The 23825-nt window shown below is 39.0% G+C and carries 23 protein-coding genes and 1 pseudogene; 23 read left to right on the plus strand and 1 reads right to left on the minus strand.

Features of this window, described 5'->3' with window-relative positions; all coding sequences use genetic code 11:
- The first annotated feature begins 9 nt into the window (after positions 1-9).
- The 12 genes and pseudogenes from EHW90_RS04595 to EHW90_RS04645 all read left to right on the plus strand — a co-directional run bounded on the left by EHW90_RS04595 (position 10) and on the right by EHW90_RS04645 (position 9854).
- Entirely contained in the window at positions 10-480 is a 471-nt protein-coding gene (locus EHW90_RS04595) for a MarR family winged helix-turn-helix transcriptional regulator (RefSeq protein WP_009445577.1), read from the plus strand.
- Between the two features lie 63 nt (positions 481-543).
- Complete coding sequence (gene metG, locus EHW90_RS04600; RefSeq protein WP_124951588.1) at positions 544-2511, plus strand: methionine--tRNA ligase; 1968 nt, start codon at positions 544-546, stop codon at positions 2509-2511.
- Positions 2512-2571: 60 nt separating this feature from the next.
- A complete protein-coding gene (locus tag EHW90_RS04605; RefSeq protein ID WP_207667031.1) occupies positions 2572-3243 on the plus strand; it encodes a TraX family protein in 672 nt (223 codons plus the stop codon).
- Positions 3244-3275: 32 nt separating this feature from the next.
- A complete protein-coding gene (locus EHW90_RS04610; protein WP_124951592.1) occupies positions 3276-4061 on the plus strand; it encodes a TatD family hydrolase in 786 nt (261 codons plus the stop codon).
- A 19-nt stretch (positions 4062-4080) separates the two neighbouring features.
- Positions 4081-4953 carry a 16S rRNA (adenine(1518)-N(6)/adenine(1519)-N(6))-dimethyltransferase RsmA gene (gene rsmA, locus EHW90_RS04615; RefSeq protein WP_124951594.1) on the plus strand — a complete coding sequence of 291 codons (873 nt, stop codon included), beginning with the start codon at positions 4081-4083 and terminating at the stop codon, positions 4951-4953.
- A gap of 20 nt (positions 4954-4973) precedes the next feature.
- On the plus strand, positions 4974-6569 hold the full coding sequence (locus EHW90_RS04620; RefSeq protein ID WP_124951596.1) for a C40 family peptidase: 1596 nt from the start codon (positions 4974-4976) through the stop codon (positions 6567-6569).
- Positions 6570-6686: 117 nt separating this feature from the next.
- On the plus strand, positions 6687-6839 hold the full coding sequence (locus EHW90_RS13270; RefSeq protein ID WP_167456746.1) for a hypothetical protein: 153 nt from the start codon (positions 6687-6689) through the stop codon (positions 6837-6839).
- Positions 6794-7012, plus strand: a pseudogene (locus EHW90_RS13775) (hypothetical protein); the annotation flags it as partial. The gene EHW90_RS13270 and the pseudogene EHW90_RS13775, both read left to right, overlap by 46 nt.
- Positions 7013-7041: 29 nt before the next feature.
- Positions 7042-7644 carry a T6SS immunity protein Tdi1 domain-containing protein gene (locus EHW90_RS04630; protein ID WP_124951598.1) on the plus strand — a complete coding sequence of 201 codons (603 nt, stop codon included), beginning with the start codon at positions 7042-7044 and terminating at the stop codon, positions 7642-7644.
- A gap of 146 nt (positions 7645-7790) precedes the next feature.
- Positions 7791-8624: an HNH endonuclease gene (locus EHW90_RS04635; protein ID WP_124951600.1), complete on the plus strand. Its 834-nt coding sequence runs from the start codon at positions 7791-7793 to the stop codon at positions 8622-8624.
- Between the two features lie 31 nt (positions 8625-8655).
- Positions 8656-9339 (plus strand): alpha/beta hydrolase, encoded by a 684-nt coding sequence (locus tag EHW90_RS04640; RefSeq protein ID WP_243113913.1) that lies wholly within the window; start codon positions 8656-8658, stop codon positions 9337-9339.
- 59 nt (positions 9340-9398) lie between these two features.
- Positions 9399-9854, plus strand: coding sequence for a Panacea domain-containing protein (locus EHW90_RS04645; RefSeq protein ID WP_167456747.1), 456 nt, complete (start codon positions 9399-9401; stop codon positions 9852-9854).
- Between the two features lie 127 nt (positions 9855-9981).
- Here EHW90_RS04645 and EHW90_RS04650 read toward each other — a convergent pair whose 3' ends face one another.
- Positions 9982-11607 carry a DUF262 domain-containing protein gene (locus tag EHW90_RS04650; RefSeq protein ID WP_124951604.1) on the minus strand — a complete coding sequence of 542 codons (1626 nt, stop codon included), beginning with the start codon at positions 11605-11607 and terminating at the stop codon, positions 9982-9984.
- 307 nt (positions 11608-11914) lie between these two features.
- On the opposite strand from EHW90_RS04650, the gene udp reads away from it, so the two are divergent.
- The 11 genes from udp (at position 11915) to EHW90_RS04705 (ending at position 23614) form a co-directional block, all read left to right on the plus strand.
- Complete coding sequence (gene udp / locus EHW90_RS04655; RefSeq protein ID WP_124951606.1) at positions 11915-12694, plus strand: uridine phosphorylase; 780 nt, start codon at positions 11915-11917, stop codon at positions 12692-12694.
- A gap of 97 nt (positions 12695-12791) precedes the next feature.
- Entirely contained in the window at positions 12792-13904 is a 1113-nt protein-coding gene (locus EHW90_RS04660; RefSeq protein WP_124951608.1) for a BMP family lipoprotein, read from the plus strand.
- Between the two features lie 101 nt (positions 13905-14005).
- Complete coding sequence (locus EHW90_RS04665) at positions 14006-15550, plus strand: YjjI family glycine radical enzyme (protein ID WP_124951610.1); 1545 nt, start codon at positions 14006-14008, stop codon at positions 15548-15550.
- The gene (locus tag EHW90_RS04670) at positions 15550-16392 is read left to right on the plus strand and encodes a YjjW family glycine radical enzyme activase (RefSeq protein ID WP_124951612.1); all 843 of its coding nucleotides are present in this window, start codon (positions 15550-15552) and stop codon (positions 16390-16392) included. The genes EHW90_RS04665 and EHW90_RS04670 overlap by 1 nt, the downstream gene beginning before the upstream one ends.
- A gap of 35 nt (positions 16393-16427) precedes the next feature.
- Entirely contained in the window at positions 16428-17945 is a 1518-nt protein-coding gene (locus tag EHW90_RS04675) for an ABC transporter ATP-binding protein (RefSeq protein ID WP_124951614.1), read from the plus strand.
- Complete coding sequence (locus tag EHW90_RS04680) at positions 17938-19005, plus strand: ABC transporter permease (protein WP_124951616.1); 1068 nt, start codon at positions 17938-17940, stop codon at positions 19003-19005. Before EHW90_RS04675 ends, EHW90_RS04680 begins: the two co-directional genes overlap by 8 nt.
- Positions 19005-19940, plus strand: a complete 936-nt coding sequence (locus EHW90_RS04685) for an ABC transporter permease (protein ID WP_124951618.1) — start codon at positions 19005-19007, stop codon at positions 19938-19940. The genes EHW90_RS04680 and EHW90_RS04685 overlap by 1 nt, the downstream gene beginning before the upstream one ends.
- 8 nt (positions 19941-19948) lie before the next feature.
- A complete protein-coding gene (gene deoC / locus EHW90_RS04690) occupies positions 19949-20608 on the plus strand; it encodes a deoxyribose-phosphate aldolase (protein WP_124951620.1) in 660 nt (219 codons plus the stop codon).
- Between the two features lie 3 nt (positions 20609-20611).
- Positions 20612-21598, plus strand: coding sequence for an adenosine deaminase (add, locus tag EHW90_RS04695; RefSeq protein ID WP_124951622.1), 987 nt, complete (start codon positions 20612-20614; stop codon positions 21596-21598).
- Positions 21595-22782, plus strand: a complete 1188-nt coding sequence (locus EHW90_RS04700; RefSeq protein ID WP_124951624.1) for a phosphopentomutase — start codon at positions 21595-21597, stop codon at positions 22780-22782. The genes add and EHW90_RS04700 overlap by 4 nt, the downstream gene beginning before the upstream one ends.
- 10 nt (positions 22783-22792) lie before the next feature.
- Entirely contained in the window at positions 22793-23614 is an 822-nt protein-coding gene (locus tag EHW90_RS04705) for a purine-nucleoside phosphorylase (RefSeq protein ID WP_124951626.1), read from the plus strand.
- The last annotated feature ends 211 nt before the right edge of the window (positions 23615-23825 follow it).

Below are 23825 nucleotides of genomic sequence, written 5' to 3' on the forward strand. Positions count from 1 at the left end.
TTATGTCCAATGCAAAAAAGGATGAGTATTTTGAAAAGTTCAAGTGAATTTAAAGTAATCCTTGTAAAGTTATTTAATGATATACTTGAATATCAGGAGAGTGCTCTTTGTACCTCTGAATTTAAGGATTTGACCAATAATGATATACATGTAATAAGTGCGATAGGAATGAATTGCAAGAAAAACATGTCTATGATTGCAAAGGAACTTGCAGTCACTATAGGAACATTGACCATTTCTATAAACAGCCTTGTAAGAAAGGGGTATGTAATAAAAGAAAGGTCCGAAAAGGACAAAAGAGTGGTCCTTGTGAGGCTTTCCGAAAGAGGAAAGAATGCATTCCTTAAGTACGAGGAGTTCCATGATGAGATGGTCAGGTCAATGCTTGAAAACTTAGATGATATAGAGAGTGATACACTGATGAGTGCTTTGCAAAAAATAAATTCTTGGATTAGACTGGAAAAAACTAAAGACAAGTGAAATCAATATCAAGGTGTTTTAGCATAGACTAAGCACCAAATACATAAAAAGGTGGAATAACAGATGAGCAAGAAACCGTATTATATAACAACTGCCATTGCCTATGCTTCAGGTAAGCCGCATATAGGTAACACTTATGAGATAGTACTCGCAGACGCGATTGCAAGATTTCGAAGAGAAGAAGGATTGGAAGTGTTCTTCCAGACCGGAACCGATGAACACGGACAAAAGATTGAGAATAAGGCAAAAGAAGCCGGAATTACTCCGAAGGAGTACGTGGACAATGCTGCCGGACAGATAAGAAGAATCTGGGATTTGATGAACACATCATATGACAAGTTTATCAGAACCACAGATGAGGACCACAAAAAGCAGGTTCAAAAGATATTCAAAAAATTCTATGATCAGGGTGATATATATAAGGGATGCTATGAGGGAATGTATTGTACCGCCTGTGAGTCTTTCTTTACAGATTCACAGCTTGTAGACGGAAAATGTCCGGACTGCGGAGGTGAGGTATACCCTGCAAAGGAAGAAGCTTACTTCTTTAAGATGAGCAAATATGCCGACAGACTTATTAAGTATATCAATGAGCATCCTGAGTTTATCCAGCCTGTATCAAGAAAGAACGAGATGATGAACAACTTCCTCCTGCCGGGACTTCAAGACCTTTGTGTAAGCAGAACAAGCTTTACATGGGGTATTCCTGTGGAGTTTGACCCTAAGCATGTAACATATGTTTGGCTTGACGCACTTTCAAACTATATTACAGGTATAGGATACGATGTGGACGGCGACAGCAGCGAGAGATTCAAAAAGTTCTGGCCTGCCGATCTTCACCTTATAGGAAAGGATATCATAAGATTCCATACAATCTACTGGCCGATATTCCTTATGGCACTTGATTTGCCGCTGCCAAAGCAGGTATTCGGACATCCTTGGCTTTTACAGGGTGACGGAAAGATGAGCAAGTCAAAGGGAAATGTAATATATGCGGACACTTTGGTGGATTTCTTCGGTGTGGATGCAGTAAGATACTTTGTATTACATGAGATGCCTTTTGATAATGACGGTGTAATAAGCTGGGAGCTGATGGTTGAAAGATTCAACTCCGATCTTGCAAATGTACTCGGAAACCTTGTAAGCAGAACAATATCCATGACAAACAAGTACTTTGACGGAGTGCTTACAGATGCAAATGACGAGAGCGTAGCAGGCGCAATGGAAGTGGATACCGAACTTAAGGATGTCGTGCTTATGACTGTCGAGAAGGTGGTAAAGAAGATGTCCGAGCTTCGTGTAGCCGACGCTATAACCGAGATATGGACCTTGTTCAAAAGATGTAATAAGTACATTGACGAGACTACACCTTGGATACTTGCAAAGGAAGAAGATAAAAAAGAAAGACTTCAAACAGTGCTTTATAATCTCTCAGAGTCTATTGCAATAGGAGCTTCACTGCTTCACAGCTTTATGCCTGAGACTTCGGAGAAAATACTTGAGTACTTCGGAACAAATAAGAGAAGCCTTGAGGATATGAACAAGTTCGGACTTCTTATGAGCGGTACTACAGTAGCAAAGGATCCTGAAATTTTGTTCAAGAGACTTGAGCTTGAAGAAGTTTTAAAGAAGGTCGAAGAACTTAACCTGAACGGAAATAAAGAAAAATCAAGTGAGACAGAGGGCGTAGATGTAGAGGCGAAGGATACCATAGAGTATGAAGACTTTGCAAAGCTTCAGATACAGGTAGGACAGATAATAAAATGTGAAGAAGTTCCTAAGTCAAAGAAACTTCTTTGTTCACAGGTTCAGGTAGGTAATACCACAAGACAGATTCTAAGCGGTATCAGGCAGTGGTACTCGGCTAAGGATATGGTAGGCAAGCAGGTTTTGGTAGTGACCAATCTTGCACCGAAAAAGATTGCAGGACTTGAAAGTCAAGGTATGATACTTTTGGCTGAAGATAATGAGGGAAATGCATGCTTGGTTTCACCTGAGAAAAACATTAAGCCGGGTTCAGAGATAGCATAGTAAAGAGGGAAATGTCTTATAGGCATTTCCCAAATTTTAAAAGTTTTGAGGGTGAAAGTATTGAAAAACATACCGATAAAGTATTTTTCTTCCGCAACTTTAAAGTATATTGCGATGGTGACAATGATCATAGACCATATAGGTGCTTCGGGACTGATCTTTTTAATGTTCAGTCCGCTCACGGCAGTCAGACTTTATCATATTTCAAGGATGATAGGTCGAGTATCATTCCCTATATTCTTATTTTTGATTGTGGAAGGCTTTGTTCACACAAAGGACATAAAAAAATATATAATAAGATTAACAATATTTGCAGTACTCTCTGAAGTGCCTTTTGATTTGGCGTTTTGGGGCGGAGTGGTGAATATCCAACACCAAAATGTAATGTGGTCACTTCTTATATCAGTTATAATGCTGTACTTTATGAAAAAGTACAGAGACTTCAGTGTGGTATTTGCAGGTATAGCCTGTGCCATAGCATGGGGTATCAAATGTGACTACGAGTACTACGGACCGCTGGCTGTGGCCTGTATGTACTTACTCAGAGAAAGAACACTGTATAAAAATATTGCTACGGCGCTTATTTTTTCATTTGAACCTGCGGCAATTTTTGCCTTGATACCTATAAATATGTACAACGGCGAAAAAGGAAGAAGTTTAAAATATCTGTTTTATTTTTTCTATCCTGTGCATTTGCTGATACTGGTTTTACTGAGGAATATGCTGCGATAAAATAAGTTACATAAATTTTAAGAAAATATTACATGGACAAAAAAGAAGAATTTTATATAATAGATACACATGCACATTATGATGATGATGCATTCAACGAAGACAGAGACGAGCTTTTGGAAAAACTTAATGCGGCAGGTATAAAAAGAGTTGTAAATATTGCCGCTTCAATGGAAAGTGCAAAGAGCAGTCTTTTACTTGCACATAAATATGACTTTGTTTATGCGGCACTAGGAGTTCATCCCTCTTATAGTGAGGAGATAAACTCTGAAAGTATTGCCAAGTTGGAGAGGATGCTTTCAGATGAAAAATGTGTGGCAGTCGGGGAGATAGGACTTGACTATTACTACGATGAGCCGCAAAGACAGATACAAAAAGAGGCTTTTATTGCTCAACTTGAGTTGGCAAAAAAGTATGATTATCCTGTGGTTATCCATTCAAGAGATGCCGCAAAGGATACACTGGATATTTTAAAAGAGTTTGAGGGAGTAAAAGGAGTTATACATTGCTATTCCTACAGTAAGGAGATGGCAAGAGAGTTCATAAAACTTGGATATGTACTCGGCATAGGCGGTGTTGTTACATTCAAGAATGCAAAAAAACTTGAAGAGACCGTGGAAGATATTTCATTTGATGATTTTGTACTGGAAACTGATTGCCCGTATCTTTCACCGGTGCCGAACAGAGGTAAGAGAAATTCTTCCTTGAATCTGACTTATGTAGTAGACAGAATAGGTGAGATAAAGGGAGTTTCAAGGGATTTTATTATAGAAAAGACCTTTGAAAATGCAAGAAAATTGTATCCTAAGATGAAATGATTTTCATATGGAGATTAAGATGACAAAAATTGCTAATCCGGCAAATACTATAGATATAATCAAAAAATATGACTTCAACTTTCAAAAAAAGTTCGGTCAGAATTTCTTGATAGATACACATGTTCTTGATAAGATATGTGCGGAGTCGGGACTGAAAGAAAATGATTTGGCCATTGAGATAGGTCCCGGAATAGGAGCGCTCACACAGTACCTTGCAAATGTGGCAAAGGCGGTTGTGGCGATTGAGATTGATAAAAATTTGCTGCCGATACTTAATGAGACATTGGCAGATTATAAAAATACGAGTATAATAAATGCTGATTTTTTGAAAATAGATTTGGAAAATCTGATTGACGAATGCAGGCAAAAGTATGGCGAATTTGAGAACATAAGAATTGTAGCAAATTTGCCGTATTATATTACAACTCCCATTATCATGAATGTTTTGGAGTCACATACACATATTGACAGCATTACAGTCATGATTCAAAAGGAAGTGGCAGACAGAATGCAGGCTGCACCGGGAAGTAAGGATTACGGCGCATTGTCACTGGCGGTGCAATATTATTCAAACCCTTATGTTGTGGCATTTGTTCCGCCAAATTGTTTTATTCCGAGGCCTAAGGTCGGCTCAAGTGTTATAAGACTTGATATTTATAAAGATAAGCCTATAAAGACTGTAGATGAAAAGTTGATGTTTCAAATTATTCGCGCAGGTTTCAACCAAAGAAGAAAGACTTTGGTGAACTCACTGGCAAATTTTGAGGGACTGAAGCTTTCAAAGGAAAGAATAATTCACGCTTTGTCATTGCTTGGAAAGTCTGAAAAGATAAGAGGAGAAGCTCTTAGCTTGGAAGAGTTTGCACAATTGGCAGAATATTTACAAGAATAAATTTTGACAAGGAAAAGAAGATGAGCAAGAAAAAAAAGAATGAATTTTTAAGAGGGGTAAAGGACAGAGTAGAAGCTGTCCAAGATATGGACAAACATAAGAAAATAATGGCCGGAGGTGTAATCGGTATAGTGGCTATAGCCGCTATAATCGGTGTTTCACTCTCAGGAAAAAGTGCAAGAAGTGTTGCTACAACTACAACCGCAGTGGTAGATTCAACTACAGCGGCAGCAGTAGCTTCCGCCAATGTAATGCCTATGGAAAAGGCGGGAAATGAGTTCCCTTCACTTGATATTACAGTCGAGACAGAGGAGCCGAGACCTGAACTTTTGGAAGAGGGCGTGCAGCACTCATATATCGCCAAGGTACAGTCAAGACTTATGGAGCTTGGATTTATGGACAACGATGAGCCGACCAACTACTTCGGTGAGGTTACAAAGGCTGCCGTTATGATTTTCCAAAGACAAAACGGACTTGCACAGGACGGTATCATAGGACCTTCCACATTGCCGCTTTTGATGGATGCCAATGCAAAGCACTATGCGGCAAAGCTCGGTGATGTGGGCGAAGACATAAAAAGAATACAAAACCGTCTCTACGAGCTGGGCTACTTGGCGTCTGCAGATATGATAACAGGTACATATGATGAAAAGACTCAGGAAGCCGCACTTAAGCTTCAGCAGATAAATCAGCTCTCTGAGGACGGTAAGGTAGGAAGTGAGACCATGAATTTGCTTTATTCAGACGAGATAAAAGCAAATACGCTTTCACTTGGTGAGCACAGTGAGGTGGTTCAGGCAATACAAAACAGATTGTTCCAGCTCGGATACCTTACATCAAGCCCTGACGGTAACTACGGTAGCGATACGGAGCTTGCCGTAAGAACATTCCAGTCAAAGAACGACCTTGTAGTGGACGGTTACCTAGGACCTTCCACAAGAGCAGTCATCCTTTCAAGTGATGCAAAGGCAAACGGACTTGTACTCGGTGACCAGAACGAGCAGGTAGCAAGACTTCAGTCTCTCCTTGCCAAGGCGGGATATTTAAACGAGTCAAATGCTACAGGATACTTCGGTGAGATCACAGAGGCCGCACTGAAGAGATTCCAGAGTAATAACGGTATTGATGCCGACGGTAGAGCCGGAGCACAGACATTTGCAAAGCTGAATTCGGACGGACTTAGAGGACCTTCAAAGAATGATGCCAAGTCAAATAAATCCGAAAAGAGCGGTAAGCCAAGCGGCGGTTCATATTCAGGCAGTGTAGGAAATATGATAAGCATCGCATCTTCGAAGATAGGAAGTCCTTATGTTTGGGGTGCAAAGGGTTCAAACTCATTTGACTGTTCAGGCTTTGTTTATTGGGTTCTAAAGCAGATGGGTGTAGGACAGTCCTATATCACATCTTCAGGCTGGAGAAATCCGGGAAGATATACAAGAATAAGCTCCTTCTCAGATATACAGGCAGGAGACATCGTGGTGGTTTCAGGTCACGTAGGAATAGCCGCAGGCGGCGGTGAGATCATAGATGCTTCATCTTCAAGAGGTAGAGTAAAGAGAAGCGGTATGTCAAGCTGGTGGAGAAACAACTTCATAGTAGCTTGGAGAATATTCTAATATTAAAAGGTTGTTGCAAAGATTGCGACAACCTTTTTTCTGTAGCTAAAAGCGCCTCTATTATGTTATTATACAGAGTATATTTCTATATAAAATACATAATAACAGGAGGGTTGTATGAATAAGACAGCCATCAAAAACTTTGCAATACAGGCAAGGAATAAGCTGATTGCCGATATAAGCTACCGTGCAGGGCTGATGGGAATAACTACAGAGGGAATAATGTTGCGGCAGCAAAAAAACGTAAAGAAAAACTGCAAAAGCAGCTGAAGGAATGTCGCGAATATGATGAAAAGATTGCCCACTTGGCACTAAGCCGTATAGAATTGGATCTTGACGACGGTGTAAAGGTAAACTATAGGAAAATCCAAACCGGAACGGACGGAAAGTTTTATGAAGTATTGGCAGACTCAAAGAATATTATGAGTAAAATAGAGAAATAAGTATTTTATAGTATTTATGGAGGTATACTATGGGAATATTTGATTCATTTAAAAAGAACAAAAAATCAGTCTGGGAAAATTTTGTAGAAAAATATAAGCCGGGTAAAGAGCTTGTAAAGCCTTCAGAGCATATAATAGGTGCCTGCAGGAGTGCCGGAGTGGATGAGAGGATACTTTGGTTTATGGAAAATTATGGCTTCGGTAACTACGGTGACGGCATTATAAAGCTTATAGACCCTGAAGACTATATGGATAGCTTTTATAAATGGCTTGGAAAAGAGGACTATTCGAGGATCCCGTTTATGATGACAGGATTTGGAGATTTGTTTTATTTCAGGAATCTCGGTAACGGCGAATATGATATATCTTTTTTGGATATACACTACAGAAATATTTCTGTGGCAGCATATACTGTGGAGGAGTTTGTAGAATATCTTATTGACAGTGAGGTTGAAGAAAAGATATTAAGACGTAAACTTTTTGATGAGACGAAAGATAAATTTGGAGTTTTGCCTTTAAATGAGATATATTTCTTTACCACTGCACTTGTGACAGGAGGTACTGAAGAAATAAAGTATGTCAATAAAGGAGATGCAGCCGTACATCAGAGCATATTGTTTGATTGGGGCTGAGGATTTTACATTATATATTTATGTAGACGCTTACATAAGATGCAGATATATGGAAAATTTCATCTGATATTTTCTATAGAGGAAGTTAGTAATTTAAATGTTTAAAATGCTTTATTGAATAAAATTATAGGTGTGGAAGGGTTAAGATGAGTAATAATACTGATAACGGATACAGATCAAACATTGTATATTCAATGCTTGATGCAGATAAAACGGTAGAATTTGATACAATTGTCGAAATACTTAACAAATGCTTTGGGAAAAATTACAAGGGATTTCAAAGGGCTTTTATTGTATTAGACAATAAAGGAACTGCTTTTTGGGCACCAAAATTTGGATATAATAAGAAAGAAACACGATGGAAAAATAAGTTGGAAGATGATGGAGATACTATTATTGAAAAGGATTCTGAAGGAAAGATAGGGTTAAGTGATATTGTTAACAGTAACATCAGAGTTACATTTACATGTTTAAACGGTAAATATAGATTCCTTGGAGTATATAAGTTTGATGAAAAGAAGTCTGAGCCGAATTTAAGGATATTTAGGAGAATATACAAGGTAATAGACTTGGCACCTTATTCTTTAGAAAAGGAGAGGAACAATTTAACAATAGAAATTCAAGAGGCAAAAAAGATTCCTGTGGAAGTCTTGAGGCGACAGGCTGAGGAAGAGTCACATAGTCAAGCAGATAGACGTAGTTATGAGGGAATGGTTTATATCAGAAATTCTAAGGTTGCCGCTTATACAAAGATAAGAGCGGCAGGAATATGTCAGTTATGTGGACAGCCTGCTCCATTTAAGGATAAGGACGGAGAACCATTTTTAGAAAATCATCATCTTGTGTGGCTCAGTAGAGGTGGAACCGACACAATTGATAATACCTGTGCATTGTGTCCGAATTGTCATCGTAAAATGCATATTCTGGATCTTCAGGAAGATGTAGATAAATTGATTAGGATAGCAAAAGGGTTGGATTAAATATTGTTTGATGGGGGATTATGTTTTTATTATGATTGACTTGAACAAAGAAAAATTAAATATAAAAGATAAAAAAATCACCCTATACAAGTCAACTGACAAAAATGCTCCTTTGATTGTTTTTAATACTTTTGAGGGTGACGGTGAAGATGTATATCAAGCATTACAGAATATGGGTTGCACTTCCATAAATTTACTTGTAGTTGGAAATATTGATTGGAACCATGATATGTCACCATGGTATATGCCTTCAATTTATTCTAAAGAGAAATCTTTTAGCGGCGGTGCAGATGAGTATCTGAGATTACTTATAGATGAGATTTTGCTGAAGGCAAAGGAGCTGATAGAGGGAGAGCCTAAATTTACAGGGATTGCCGGATATTCACTTGCAGGACTTTTTGCTGTTTATGCTATGTATAAAACTGATGTATTTGACAGAGTGGCAAGCATGTCAGGCTCACTTTGGTTTAGTAACTTTATAGAATATTGCAAAAGAAATGAGTATAAGAGATTGCCTGATAAAATTTATTTTTCTCTGGGGGATAAAGAGGCAAATACACGAAATCCTGTATTAAAAACTGTGCAGGATAAAACAATAGAGCTTTCAGAGTATTTTAAGATACTTGGGAGTGAGGTGATATTTGAATTAAATCCGGGTAATCATTTCACAGATACAATTCTTCGCAGTGCAAAGGGAATAAAGGCAATATTATAGTTTTTATTGAAGAATCAAAATGTAGGAAGATGTATAGAAAAAATAATAGGAGGTTTTATATGGAGAATACAATGAGTGTTGCAACGGCTTTAGACAACATGTTTTATGAAAAAAACGGCAAACATATGGATGAGATGAGAATGCATAAGCTTATGTATTTTGCACAAAGAGAATCTCTAATGTATAATAATGAACCTCTGTTTGATGCAATTTTTTATGGATGGAAATATGGACCGGTGCTAAAAGAGGTCAGATCTGAGTTTAAAAAGAAATCGGGCTTTGAAGGTTCATTAAATTTGCAGTCTCAAGTCTCGAAGTATACAAGGGGTTTACTGAGAAGAGTCTTTAATAGATATGGAAGTTTGTCACCATGGAAGCTTAGTGCTTTATCACACGAAGAATTTTCGTGGAAGATGGCCAGATCAGGTCTTTATTATGAAGATAACGGTAATATAGCATTATCACTTGCTGCAATGAAGGTGGATGCTCAAAGAGAACCTATGAATAGAAAGTAGGGTGTAAGAAAACGTACTGATATGAGTACTCGTAGATATGGAGTTAAAAAAAGCTTAGGGATGGCGTGACTCAAAATTAGTACGCCACCCCTTTTGTATAACTATCATTTCCCGACAGCTAAAAAATTCATACAAATTCAGATACTTCTTTTATAAAAGATTTTATTCTACTAATAATATTTTTTTCTCTTATCTTTACTTCATCATAGTCCCATTTATCAAGTTTTACTAAATCTTGAATATCTGCAAACCTTGATTCTTTATAGGCATTTTTTTTCTTTTTGAAAAATTCATTACTTGCACTTATATTTAGCTTTTTCTCAAATGGTGCAAGGTTACCTAAAGTTTCCATTACTTCTTTTGCTTCCTGTTCATCCCAGTCATTATTATCAGACCACTTTCTTGGTAAGATATGCTCTATTTCTATATTAGAGTTTAAAATCAAGTCATAAAAATCTTCAACACTTTGCGATTCATTCAAAAATCCACTTAGTAAGATAATTCCTCTTTTACATCTACCCAAATCCGCACTTTTAAGTTTGTCATAGAATATTTTTAAATCATTGCCCATATTATCTATATACTCAGACAGGTAATCATCATTATTTTCTATTTTTGCACATACCTTAAATGTTGTATCTTTTACAGTATTAACAGAGTTATACACAACACCTTTTACAAAGTAATATGCTGTCGTTAACATTACCAGCTTCTTATATTCTTCATAATATTCTTCCGGTAAGTATAACTCACCGTCTTTTTTCCATATCAGATATTTATGCAAGAATACATATAAGGGATATCTCCAATATTGATTAGGGTAATTTTCCAAAATATTCCATAATGAATCATTATAGATACCTGTTTTTGTATCTATTATTGCATTTATTTTTTTTAAAGAAGCCATTACATCGCCTGGATTCTGTAGTCTACCTGTTTTAGATGAAAAATAAGACCTTAGTCCCTTTTCCCTGGAAATATCATTTTCTTGTGCTCTACAGATGTACATTAAAATACGAAACAGGTCTTCCTGATCATATAATTCATTCCATTCATCTATAAACTCACTTCGCTTTGAACTTTCAATTCCGGCATAAAGCTTTGACTTAAATATATCCGCATCACTTAATGAAAGACCTCTGTTATTTATAGTCTCAAAAATATTCAAAGCATCATCTTCTGTTTCACATAATATCGGTAATAATACTACATTATCTAAGAATGTCAAAATAAGTTTATTTAATTCATCAGAAGTTTTTCCTTGCTTCCAATCTGAAATTTTCTTCTTGAACATATCATAATTTATATAAAGTCTCGAATTTTCATCATCGCAGCGGCCTTCTAAGATAATTTTTTCAAGATTTTTCTTATCATTCTCAATAACATCTGAATTTAATCTTATATTATTTGTGAGCTCTGAACTTAGCTTGTCTTTTATCTTTAAACACTCCTCCAATGCTTTTACTGTACCCGCATTATCAAAAAGTGCTCTGATAAGCAAGAGAAGAGTTGTCAGTCTTTGTTGCCCATCTATAACTGAAAATTTTTCACTTTCATCAATTGGATGTACTACAATATTCCCTAAAAAATATTTATCTTTTTTATCTTTTTCATTATGAAAATAAATCAAATCATCCCAAAGAGTTTCGCATTGCTCCTGTTCCCATGAATATTCTCTTTGGAACATTGGAATCTGATATTCCCTTGAAAATATTGTTCTAATATCTTCAGGCTTTGCCGTTATAGTTTTCATTACCGTTTCTCCTTATATTTCATACAATAAAACACTTATTTTTTATGTTCAGATTATTAACATTAATGTTTGAAACTGTAGGTCAAAATTTTTATATTATATTATTATAATAAAATTGCCAAATTAAGGTTAAAATCACAAAACCATATCAGATAAAGTGTCTATATGAACTGTATAAATATGATTCTATGTATTTATGATATAAAAGTCAATATTAAATAACATTTCGTATTACGCACTTATGTTGACGCTTACATAAGATGCAGATATAATTAAGCTAAATTCTAAGATTTGAAGGGAAAATAGTATGATTGATTATACTGAGGGAGCAGGAGTACAGTATCATATCGGAGTAGGTAAAGGCGAAGTGGGAAAGTATGTGATTCTTCCGGGAGATCCGAAAAGATGTGAGAAGATTGCGGCATATTTTGATGATGCAAAGCTTGTGGCGGACAGCAGAGAGTTTGTTACATACACCGGGTATCTTGACGGTGAGAAGGTGTCGGTGACATCTACAGGTATCGGAGGACCGTCGGCGGCTATAGCACTTGAAGAGCTTGTAAGGTGCGGTGCGGATACATTTATCAGAGTGGGTACCTGCGGAGGTATGAAGCTTGATGTATGCGGAGGAGACCTTGTTATAGCAAACGGTGCCATAAGGATGGAAGGCACAAGTAAGGAGTATGCGCCGATAGAGTTCCCGGCGGTGGCGGATTTTGAGGTGTTGAGTGCGCTTAAGGAAGCCGCCGATGAGCTTATGTTTAAGTCACATATAGGAGTGGTACAGTGCAAGGATGCTTTTTACGGTCAGCATGAGCCGGAGAATAAGCCTGTAAGCTATGAGCTCATGGATAAGTGGGAAGCTTGGTTAAGACTTGGCACACTTGCGTCGGAGATGGAGTCTGCTGCACTTTTCACTGTAGCTTCATATCTCGGAGTGAAAATCGGATCTATTTTTTTGGCGATTGCCAATCAGGAAAGAGCCAAAAAAGGTCTTAGCAATGAGCAGGTACATGATACAAGCGCCGCTATCAAGACGGCTGTGGAAGCTATCAGAATAATGATAAGGAAAAATAAAAATATATAAATCTTATTTAAATATAACAACTTGATTACAAATAACTTATGGTTTATACTTAAATTGATATTTTTTATTTAATGTTTGTTCATTTTAAGGAGGAAAAATGAAGAAAAGATTATTGGCTATCGCTATGGCAACACTTATGGGATTTTCACTTGTAGCCTGCTCATCAGGCTCATCGGAACCTAAGGTAGACGGCTCTTCAAAGGCTGAGGAAAGCAAGGACGGAGAGAGTAAGGCTGACGAGAGCAAGGCTGATGCAGGTGAGAAGAAGGCCGCAACAGACTTTAAGGTAGGTATGGTTACCGATGTGGGCGGTGTTAATGACGGTTCATTCAACCAGTCGGCTTGGGAAGGTCTTCAAAGAGCACAGAAGGAGCTCGGCATTCAGGCAAAGTACTTGGAGTCTAAGACTGATTCAGACTATGTTCCTAACATCGAGACATTGGTTGATGACGATTATGACCTTATTATCTGTATAGGATATCAGCTTGCAGATGCTCTTAAGTCAGAGGCTGAGAAAAACCCTGATAAGAAGTTCGCTATTGTTGATGATGCATCAATAAAACTTGACAATGTAGCATGCCTTATGTTTGAGCAGGCACAGGCTTCTTACCTTGTAGGTTATGTTGCAGGAAAGACAACCAAGTCAAACACTGTAGGTCTTGTTATAGGTATGTCAACAGATACTATGAATGAGTTCGGATACGGATATCTTGCAGGTGTTAAGGATGCCAATAAGGATGCAACTATCTTACAGAACAATGTAAACAGCTTCGCCGATACAGGTGCAGGTAAGACGGCAGCCAACAATATGGTGGCAAACAAGGCTGACGTTATCTTCCATGCTGCAGGCGGTACAGGTCTCGGTGTTATTGACGGATGTAAGGAAGCAGGCATCTGGGCTATCGGTGTTGACTCCGACCAGTCTAAGGTTGCACCTAAGACTATCCTCACTTCAGCTATGAAGAGAGTTGACAATGCGGTATATGATGAGGCTAAGGCTGCACTTGACGGAGAGTACAAATCAGGTGTTAAGACTTATACATTAAAGGATGGCGGTGTTGATATAGCACCTACAACAGACAACCTTGATCCTGAGGTTTTGAAGGAAGTTGAAGATGTAAAGGCTAAGATCATTTCAGGCGATATTGTAGTACCTAAGACAAAGGCTGATTTTGAAGCTAAGTACGGTGATATCTACGAGCTTGACTAAACAATATATTCTATCGGGCAGCAATCTATTGCTGCCCCCTTAAATATATCTATGAATTTCGTAGGTATATTTAAGGGTAAACCCTTATAGAATGGAGTAATATGAGAGATATCAGCTTAGATAAAGTTAACAAAATCAGAGAGAGTATGCTGGAGACTGTAAAAAGTCCGAGCCTTACTCATGAGCAGAAAGTGGCTACCATGGCCAATCATGCAGATTCACTTCTTGAAGTGCTTGATTTGCCTGAAGGTTTGGATGAGCTTCTTAATGCAGATATAGACAGGCAGTGTATTTGTGATTTGTTTGAGGGACACGCACCGCTAAGACCGAGATATATAATACCTGACTATGCAAAGTTTATGAGAGAGGGAAGCAAGTTTTTGCAGCTTGATCCTCCAAAGGATTTGTATGAAGCATTGAATTCACTGCTTATTTTCTATCGCCATGTTCCGAGCGTAACCAATTTCCCTGTTTATGTAGGTCAATTAGATGAACTTTTGGATCCTTTCGTACAGGATATGGACAGAGATTTGGCAAAGAAGATGATAAAGCTGTTCTTTATAAATATGGACAGAACTATTTTGGACTCATTCTCACACGCAAATATCGGACCTAAGGACACATTGGCGGGAAGAATAATACTTGAGGTGGAGGCCGAGCTTGAGCAGGCGGTACCGAATATCACATTGAAGTATGACCCTGAGGTGACAAGTGACGAGTTTGCACTTATGGCGATAAATACCGCACTTCACAGTGCAAAGCCTTCATTTGCAAACCATAAGATGTTTTGCGGTGAGCTCGGAGAAAAGTATGTTATTGCAAGCTGCTATAACGGACTTTTGCTTGGAGGCGGTTCTTATACACTTTCAAGAATGATATTGGGAAATATTGCAAAGAGAGCGAAGAATATCGAAGACTTTAAGACAAACACTCTGCCATATGTCATGGATATTATGGCTAGATATATGGATGAAAGAATAAAGTTTGAGGTGGAGGAGAGCGGTTTCTTTGAAAACAATTTCCTCGCAAAGGAAGGCTTTATAAGCAGGGAGAGATTCTCCGCCATGTTCGGTCTGGTAGGTCTTGCCGAGGCTGTAAACATTCTTCTTGAAAAAGAGGGAATAGAGGGCAGATACGGTCACAGCGAGGCGGCAGATAAGCTGGCTGTAGAGATAATGGATATAATAGATGATTTTAATAAAAATCATTTCAACAAGTACTGTGAGGGTACAGACGGACATTTCCTTCTTCACGCACAGGTAGGTATTGCAAGTGATGTCAAGGTATCACCGGGAACAAGAATACCGATAGGTGAGGAACCTACCAATCTTTTGGATCACCTTAAGCATTGTGCCAAGTTCCACAAGTATTTCCCTTCGGGAACAGGTGATATATTCCCTATAGACCTTACCGTACACAAGAATCATGAATATGTACTTGATATTATAAAGGGTGCAATGAAAGAAAATATCAGATACCTTTCATTCTATTCATCAGACTCCGATGTAATCAGAATCACAGGATATCTTGTAAAGAGATCCGAGATAGAGAAGCTTGAAAAGGGAGAGAGTGTTCTTCAGGATACCACGGCACTGGGTATGGGCGCAAAGCATAACGGCAAGATCCTTGAAAGGAAAGTGCGTTAGTGTACAGTGCCGATGTCAACAAGATAATACCTTTCAGCAGTGTGGACGGACCGGGCAACAGAACAGCCATATTTTTGCAGGGCTGCAATTTTAACTGTAAATACTGTCACAATCCGGAGACAAGAAATCTTTGCATAAATTGTATGGATTGTGTGCCTACCTGTCCCACAGCCGCACTTAGCAATAAAGACGGCAAGGTGGTCTTTGAACCGCAAAAGTGTATAGCCTGTGATACCTGTATCAAGGTTTGCAAGCACGGCGCAACTCCGAGGATTGTCAGGATGACCTCTAAAGAGACTTTTGATAAGATATGTGAAAATGTACCTTTTATCAGAGGGATTACTTTTTCGGGAGGTGAATGCAGCTTGTATCCTGATTTTATGAGAGAGGTATTTACTCTTTGTAAGCAGGCAGGGTTAGGTACAATGATTGACAGTAACGGAAGCATAGACTTTAGAAAGTTTAACGGCTTATTGGAAGTTTGTGACGGGGTAATGCTTGATATTAAGGCATATGATTATAATGAACATATAAAAGTTACCGATGTCGGAAACGATATTGTACTGGATAATGCAAGATATTTGGCGGGAATAGGCAAGCTTTTTGAAGTAAGGACTGTGGTTGTACCTGAGCTTTTTGACTTTAGAAAGACTGTTGAGGACACATCAAGGGAGCTGGCTCCTTTCCTTAGGATATCAAATATAAGATATAAGATTATAGCGTACAGGAAAAACGGTGTAAGAAAAGAATACAGAGACTTTAGAAGTCCGACAAATGAAGAGATGAATGAAGCTAAAGATATAGCAATAAAGAACGGTTTTAGTGATATTGTGCTGATATAGCAAGTATGTAAAAGACCTGATGATAAGGAGGGAGAATGGACACAGCTGTCGAAATGCAAAATATAGTCAAGAAGTTTGGCGATTTTGTTGCAAATGATGGTATCAATCTCACGGTAAAAAAGGGAGAGGTTCATGCTATTTTGGGAGAGAACGGTGCGGGTAAATCCACACTTATGAATATTTTATACGGTTTATACCATCCCACTTCAGGAAAAATATTCATAGACGGTAAAGAAACCGTCATCGGTACTCCACAAAGAGCGATAGATTTGGGAATAGGAATGGTGCATCAGCATTTCATGTTGATACCTCCGTTTACCGTTACCGAAAATATTGCACTGGGCATGGAAGATACCAAGGGACTTGTATTGGATTTGAAAAAATCAAGAGAAAAGATAGTGGAACTTTCAAAAAAATACGGTCTGGCAGTGGATCCGGACGCCAAGATTGAGGATATCTCTGTAGGTATGCAGCAGAGAGTGGAGATTTTGAAGGTATTGTACAGAGGTGCAAAGACTCTTATACTTGATGAGCCTACCGCTTCACTTACACCGCAGGAGATACTTGAACTTATAGATATCATAAAGAGTCTTACAAAGGACGGAAAGTCCGTAATACTTATCACACATAAGCTGAAGGAAATAAAGGCCTGTGCCGATTCATGTACTATCATAAGACACGGAAAGTATATAAATACTGTAGATGTAAAGACCACAAGTGAGAGCGAACTGGCCGCAATGATGGTAGGTAGAGATGTCTCATTCAGCGTAGAGAAAGAAAAAAGAGAGCCGGGAGAGGTGGTACTTTGTGTGAAGGATCTTTGTGCAAAGGACTACAGAAAGGCGGATATACTCAAATCTCTTTGTCTTGATGTAAGAAGAGGTGAGATAGTAGGTATTGCCGGAGTGGACGGTAACGGACAGTCCGAATTGGTGGAGATACTTACAGGACTGAAAAAGGCCGAGTCCGGAAGCGTTACGATACTTGGAAAGGATGCCTTTAATGTAACACCGAGACAGAGTTTTGATATGGGTATTACAAGTATACCTGAGGACAGACAAAAGCACGGACTTGTGCTTGATTTCAGTGTGGCGGAAAACCTTATACTTCAAAACTTTGAAAATGAGCCTTTCTCAAAAAACGGCATACTCAATGAGAAAAATATAGAATCACATGCAAACAAGCTTATAGAAAAGTTCGATATCAGACCGAAAGACAGCGCCAAAAAGGCGGCAAAGACTTTATCGGGAGGAAACCAGCAAAAGGTAATTATAGCCAGAGAGGTGACCAACGATTCAGATCTTTTGATTGCGGTCAATCCGACCAGAGGTCTAGATGTAGGTGCTATTGAGTTTGTGCACAGATATCTGGTAGAGCAAAGGAATAAGAACAAGGCGGTTTTATTGGTATCATTTGAGCTTGACGAGATTATGAACCTATCAGACAGGATTGAGGTTATATTCGGAGGTCAGATTACAGGTGAAGTCATGGGTGAGGATGCCGATGAGAAGGAACTTGGACTTTTGATGGCAGGAGGAAAAAAAGATGAGTAAGAAAAACGGTATACTTTCAAGCAATGCTTTTTATACTCTTTTATCAATAATTTTGGGGTTTATAGTAGGTGCGATTCTGCTTTCAGTGGCAAAGATAAATCCTCTTGAGGCGTACAGACAGCTTTTAAAAGGTATCTTCGGTAAGCCTAAGTTTATGATTTGGTGTCTTATATATGCCGCTCCGCTTATATTTACAGGTCTCAGTGTGGCTTTTTCATTTAAGACAGGCGTATTTAATATAGGTGCCGAGGGACAGTTTGTAGTAGGTTCTCTTACAGCCTGTGTAATAGGTATTCTTATAAAAGCACCTGCAATTATACATATACCGCTTTGTTTTATAGGTGCCGCACTTGCAGGAGGTATCTGGGGAGCGATAGTAGGGCTTTTGAAGATAAAAAAGGGTGTGAATGAAGTCTTATCATATATTATGTTTAACTGGATTGCATTTTATCTGTCAAATTTTATAGTGAATTTGACTGTAATACATAAGGAAAGCGGCGGTGAGGCTACAAAGGATATTGCAGATACCGCAAGAATCCTGGCGCCTAAGTCTATAATAGAGGCAACCGGTGCATCAGCTGCAAACTGGGGATTTATAATAGCTGTTGTATTTGCAATAATTGTTTGGTTTGTGATAAATAAGACTACACTCGGATTTAAGCTTCGTGCGGTAGGTTTTAGTAACACAGCCGCACAGTATGCAGGTATAGATACCGGAAAATCATTCCTTACAGCAATGGCGTTTTCAGGAGCTTTGGCAGGTATCGGAGGTGCGATACAGCTGATGGGTATGAGCGGAAGAATATCACAGTTTTCAGGTCAGGAAGGATACGGCTTTCAGGGAATTACAGTAGCGCTGATAGCTTCTTCAAATCCGATAGCATGTATATTTGCAGGTATCTTCTACGGCGCTATGAAGTATGGCGGAAGTAAGCTTTCACTTGTAAATGCACCTTCAGAGGTTGTGGATATTATAATGGGTGTAATCATATTGTTTATTGCAATATCAAGTTTGTTCAGAAGTATTTTCTTAAGTCACGGAAAGAAGGGAGCGGTATAATGGAAGTTTTAATAAAGGATTTAGGGCTTTTGATAAATGCTATATTGATAGCAACTCCTCCGCTTCTTTTGGCGGCTCTGGGATCATGTTTTTCGGAGAGAAGCGGTGTTATAAATATCGGTATTGAAGGTATGATGACAATAGGCGCTTTTATAGGTGCCTGTGTGGCGTATTTCAGCGGCAACGGCTGGCTCGGATTTTTTGCAGGAGGACTTAGCGGTGCAATACTTGGTGTTATTCATGCGGTTGCCTGTATACAGTTCGGAGCGGACCAGACTATATCGGGTACAGCAATAAACTTTATAGGTCCGGGACTTGCGGTATTTCTTTGCAAGGCGATATTTGACAACTCGTCGGATTCACCTGCACTTGATACGGCTTCAAAGTTGCCTAAGCTCTTTGACGGAATGTTCCCTTCAGGATCTTTCGGATACAATGTTTTTTCAACATACATTGTAGCCTATCTTAGTTTTATACTGGTTGCCGTAGTTTGGTTTGTATTTTATAAGACAAAGTTCGGAATGCATCTTAGAGCTGTAGGAGAGCATCCGCAGGCCTGTGCCACTTTGGGAGTTAATGTATATCGTACAAGATATATCTGTGTAATACTTTCGGGCTTTCTTGCAGGACTTGGAGGAGCTTTTGTTACACTGGCTACAGTAAGCCAGTTCAGACCGGCGGTAATAGTCGGACAGGGATTCATTGCCATTGCGGCGGTTATTTTCGGAAAGTTTAAGCCGCAGGGAGCATTCAAGGCTTGTCTGCTCTTTGGACTTTGTAACGGTATCAAGGCTTTGCTTGGAGCTGGTAATGCGGTATCACCGAACCTTGTGTCAATGATTCCGTATGTAGTTACAATACTCGCGCTGGTATTTGTAGTAGGAAGTACAAGAGTACCGGCAGCAAACGGTAAGCCTTTCTTAAAGGCAAGATAGGGGGAAAAATGTTATCAACAAAATTATTTGATCATACAATATTGAAGGCGGACGCCACAAGAAAAGATGTAAAAAGAGTATGTGATGAGGCTATGGCATACAGTTTTTGTTCGGTATGTGTGAACTCATACTATGTACCTTATGTTGCAAATCTTTTGCACGGAAGCGATGTAAAGATTTGCAGTGTGGTAGGATTTCCTTTGGGTGCAATGTCTACAAGAGCCAAGGCGCTTGAGGCAAAGATTGCCGTGATGGACGGTGCCGATGAGATAGATATGGTAATAAATGTCGGCGCACTCAAGGACAGAGATTATTCCGTTGTTTTGGAAGATATTAAGGCTGTAAAAGAAGCCTGTGGAGAGCATATTTTAAAAGTTATTATAGAGACCTGTCTGCTTACCGATGATGAGAAGGTAAAGGCATGTGAACTTGCAAAGGAAGCAGGTGCCGATTTTGTAAAGACTTCTACAGGTTTTAGCAGCGCCGGTGCAAAGGTTGAGGATGTCAGACTTATGAGAGAGACTGTAGGTCCTGATATGGGTGTAAAAGCCAGCGGCGGAATACATGATAAGGAGTTTGCCAAGGAATTGGTGGATGCAGGTGCCAACAGGCTTGGAACAAGCGCAACCATAGAGATAGTGGAATCAGCCTTTTATGATATGGGTTAGTCTATGAATAAAGAAGAAATTTTAAAGTTGCCAAAGCTTGACTTACATTGTCACTTGGACGGCTCACTTTCAAAGACATTCCTTGAAAATACTCTTGGCAGAAAATTCAGTATGAGTGAACTCTCAGTCAGTATGGAGTGTTCAAGTTTGGTGGAATATCTTGAGAAATTTGATATTCCGCTAAGCGCTATGAATTCAAAGGAAAATATAAAGCAGGCCGCTCTTGAGGTGATGAAGCTTGCAGCAGATGAAAATGTAAGGTATATCGAGATACGATTTGCTCCGCTTTTGTCGGTTACGGACAGCCTAAGCATTGAAGATGTTATAGAGTCCGTAATAGCAGGTATCAATGAGGGTAACAGGCTTTACGGTATATATGGTAATGCCATATGCTGTGCTATGACTCACCATGATATAGAAGCAAGCAAGTCGATGTTTAAGGTCGCAAGAGAGTACTACAATGCAGGTGTTGCAGGACTTGACTTGGCAGGAGATGAGGCAAATCATCCTATAAAAGAGTTTAGTGAGCTTTTTAAGTACGCCAAAGATCTCGGTATGAACTTTACAATTCATGCAGGTGAGGCGGGGCCTAAGTCCAATATAGAGGGCGCTATAGAGTACGGTGCCAAAAGAATAGGACACGGTATCGCCATGAGAGATGATGAAAGGCTTTTAAATCTCGCAAAGGAGAGAGGCATCGGTATTGAGATGTGTCCGATAAGCAATTATCAGACAAAGGCGGTAGGTAAGAAGGATATTTATCCTTATTCGGACTATATAAAAAGAGGTCTGCTTGCCACTGTCAATACCGATAACAGATTGGTAAGCAATACAAGCATTACAGATGAGATATTATTTTTGCAAAACAAGAATATGATAAATGATGCCGAGATATTGCAGGGAATAAAGAATGCAATAGAAGTTTCATTTGCAAGTGATGATATTAAAGATATGCTTTTAAAAGAGCTTGGCAAACAGGTATTATTATGAAGAAATATAAGAGAGTTTTTGTTGTTGTTTTGGATTCTTTGGGTATCGGTGCAATGCCTGATGCGGCTAAGTTCGGAGATGCAAATACCGATACATTCGGACATATAGTAAGAGAATACGGCAAACTGAATATTCCGAATCTAAGGAAGCTCGGAATGTATAATCTTCATCCGGTTGAAGGAGAAAGCGGAGTGGAAAAGCCGCTTGGAAGATTTTGCAGAATGGAAGAGATGAGTAACGGTAAGGATACTATGACTGGTCATTGGGAGATGATGGGTCTTAGAATTGAAAAACCGTTTCAGACATTTACAGATACAGGTTTCCCGAAAGAGCTTATAGACGAGCTTGAAAAAAGATGCGGTAAGAGAGTAATAGGCAATAAGTCGGCTTCAGGCACGGAGATACTTGAAGAACTCGGAGAAGAAGAGATAAATACGGGAGCGATGATTGTATACACATCTGCCGATTCCGTGCTTCAAATCTGCGGAAATGAAGAGACTTTTGACCTTCAAAATCTGTACAGATGCTGTGAGATTGCCAGAGAGCTGACAATGAAGGATGAGTGGAAGGTCGGGAGAGTTATTGCAAGACCTTATATCGGTAAGAAAAAGGGTGAGTTTAAAAGGACTTCCAACAGACATGACTACGCACTGAAGCCCTTCGGTAGAACCGCTCTCAATGTATTAAAGGATAACGGACTTGATGTTATCTCTATAGGAAAGATAAACGATATATTTGTAGGAGAGGGTATAACAAAGGCTCTTCACTCGGATTCAAGTGTTCACGGTATGGAACAGACTATTGATATGCTTTCAGAAGATTTTACAGGTCTTTGCTTTACGAATCTTGTGGATTTTGACGCACTTTGGGGTCACAGAAGAGATCCGATAGGCTATGCAAAAGAGATTGAGAAGTTTGATGAAAAGCTGGGTGAGTTCATTGATAAGATGAATGATGACGATCTTTTGATACTTACGGCAGACCACGGAAACGATCCGACTCACACAGGAACGGATCACACGAGAGAGGCTGTATTCTTTATGTCATACTCAAAGAAGTTTGACGGGGGAAAGCTGCTTGATACTACAGATACATTTGCCGTAATAGGCGCAAGTGTCGTGGATAACTTTGACTTAAAGATGCCTGAGGGTACAGTAGGATACAGTATTTTAGACAAGCTATAAGGGAGGTTTTATGAATCCTATTTTTGAAAAAGTGAAAAAAAGTTATGACTACATAAGAACCGTCACAGATTTTACACCTGAGGTTGCGCTGGTACTTGGCTCAGGACTGGGTGAGTTTGCAAAGCATATGGAAGTGGAATGTGAGATACCTTATAGTGATATTGAAGGTTTCCCTGTGTCCACTGTAGCAGGTCATGACGGAAGATTTCTTTTCGGTACTGTAGAGGGTGTGAAGACAGTCATTATGAAGGGTAGAGTACATTACTATGAGGGCTATCCTGTAACAGATGTTGTACTTCCTACCAGACTTATGATTATGCTCGGCGCAAAGAAGCTTATACTTACCAATGCGGCAGGAGCGGTAAATAAAGAATATAAGCCGGGAGATTTGATGCTTATTACAGACCATATCTCAACTATAGTTCCGTCACCTCTTATCGGTCGCAATATTGAGGAGTTCGGCACAAGATTCCCTGATATGAGCCATGTATATTCACAGAGATTACTTGATGTTGCAAGAAACTCCGCAAAAGAAGTCGGTATTACTTTAAGAGAAGGTGTTTATATGCAGTTTAGCGGACCTGCTTATGAGACACCTGCAGAGGTAAAGCTTGCAAGAATTTTGGGTGCTGATGCGGTAGGTATGTCGACAGCTATCGAAGCGATAGCCGCCAACCATATGGGTGCGGAGATTTGCGGTATCTCATGTTTTACAAATATGGCCGCCGGAATCCTTGACAAGCCGTTAGACCACAAGGAAGTATCGGAAGCAGCAAATAAAGTCGCAAATATCTTTGAAGGACTTGTAAAAAATATAATAAAGAATATGTAAAAAGGAGGCTGCGAGCCTCCTTTTTGTTTGTATTACGGTGTAGATTTAAATAGATTATGTACGGTATTTATATGTTTAGGTAATATTTAATAATATGATTGAAAAACTGATTATTTTACCTGACTTCCGTCGTTTCTCTCAAAACCTAGTACTCTAGGTATCCAAGAGCATGCAGTTTTGAAAGAAATTGTCGACTTCAGCTTTTGTTAAA

This window comes from Lachnoanaerobaculum orale (assembly GCF_003862485.1).
Lineage (GTDB): Bacteria > Bacillota > Clostridia > Lachnospirales > Lachnospiraceae > Lachnoanaerobaculum > Lachnoanaerobaculum orale.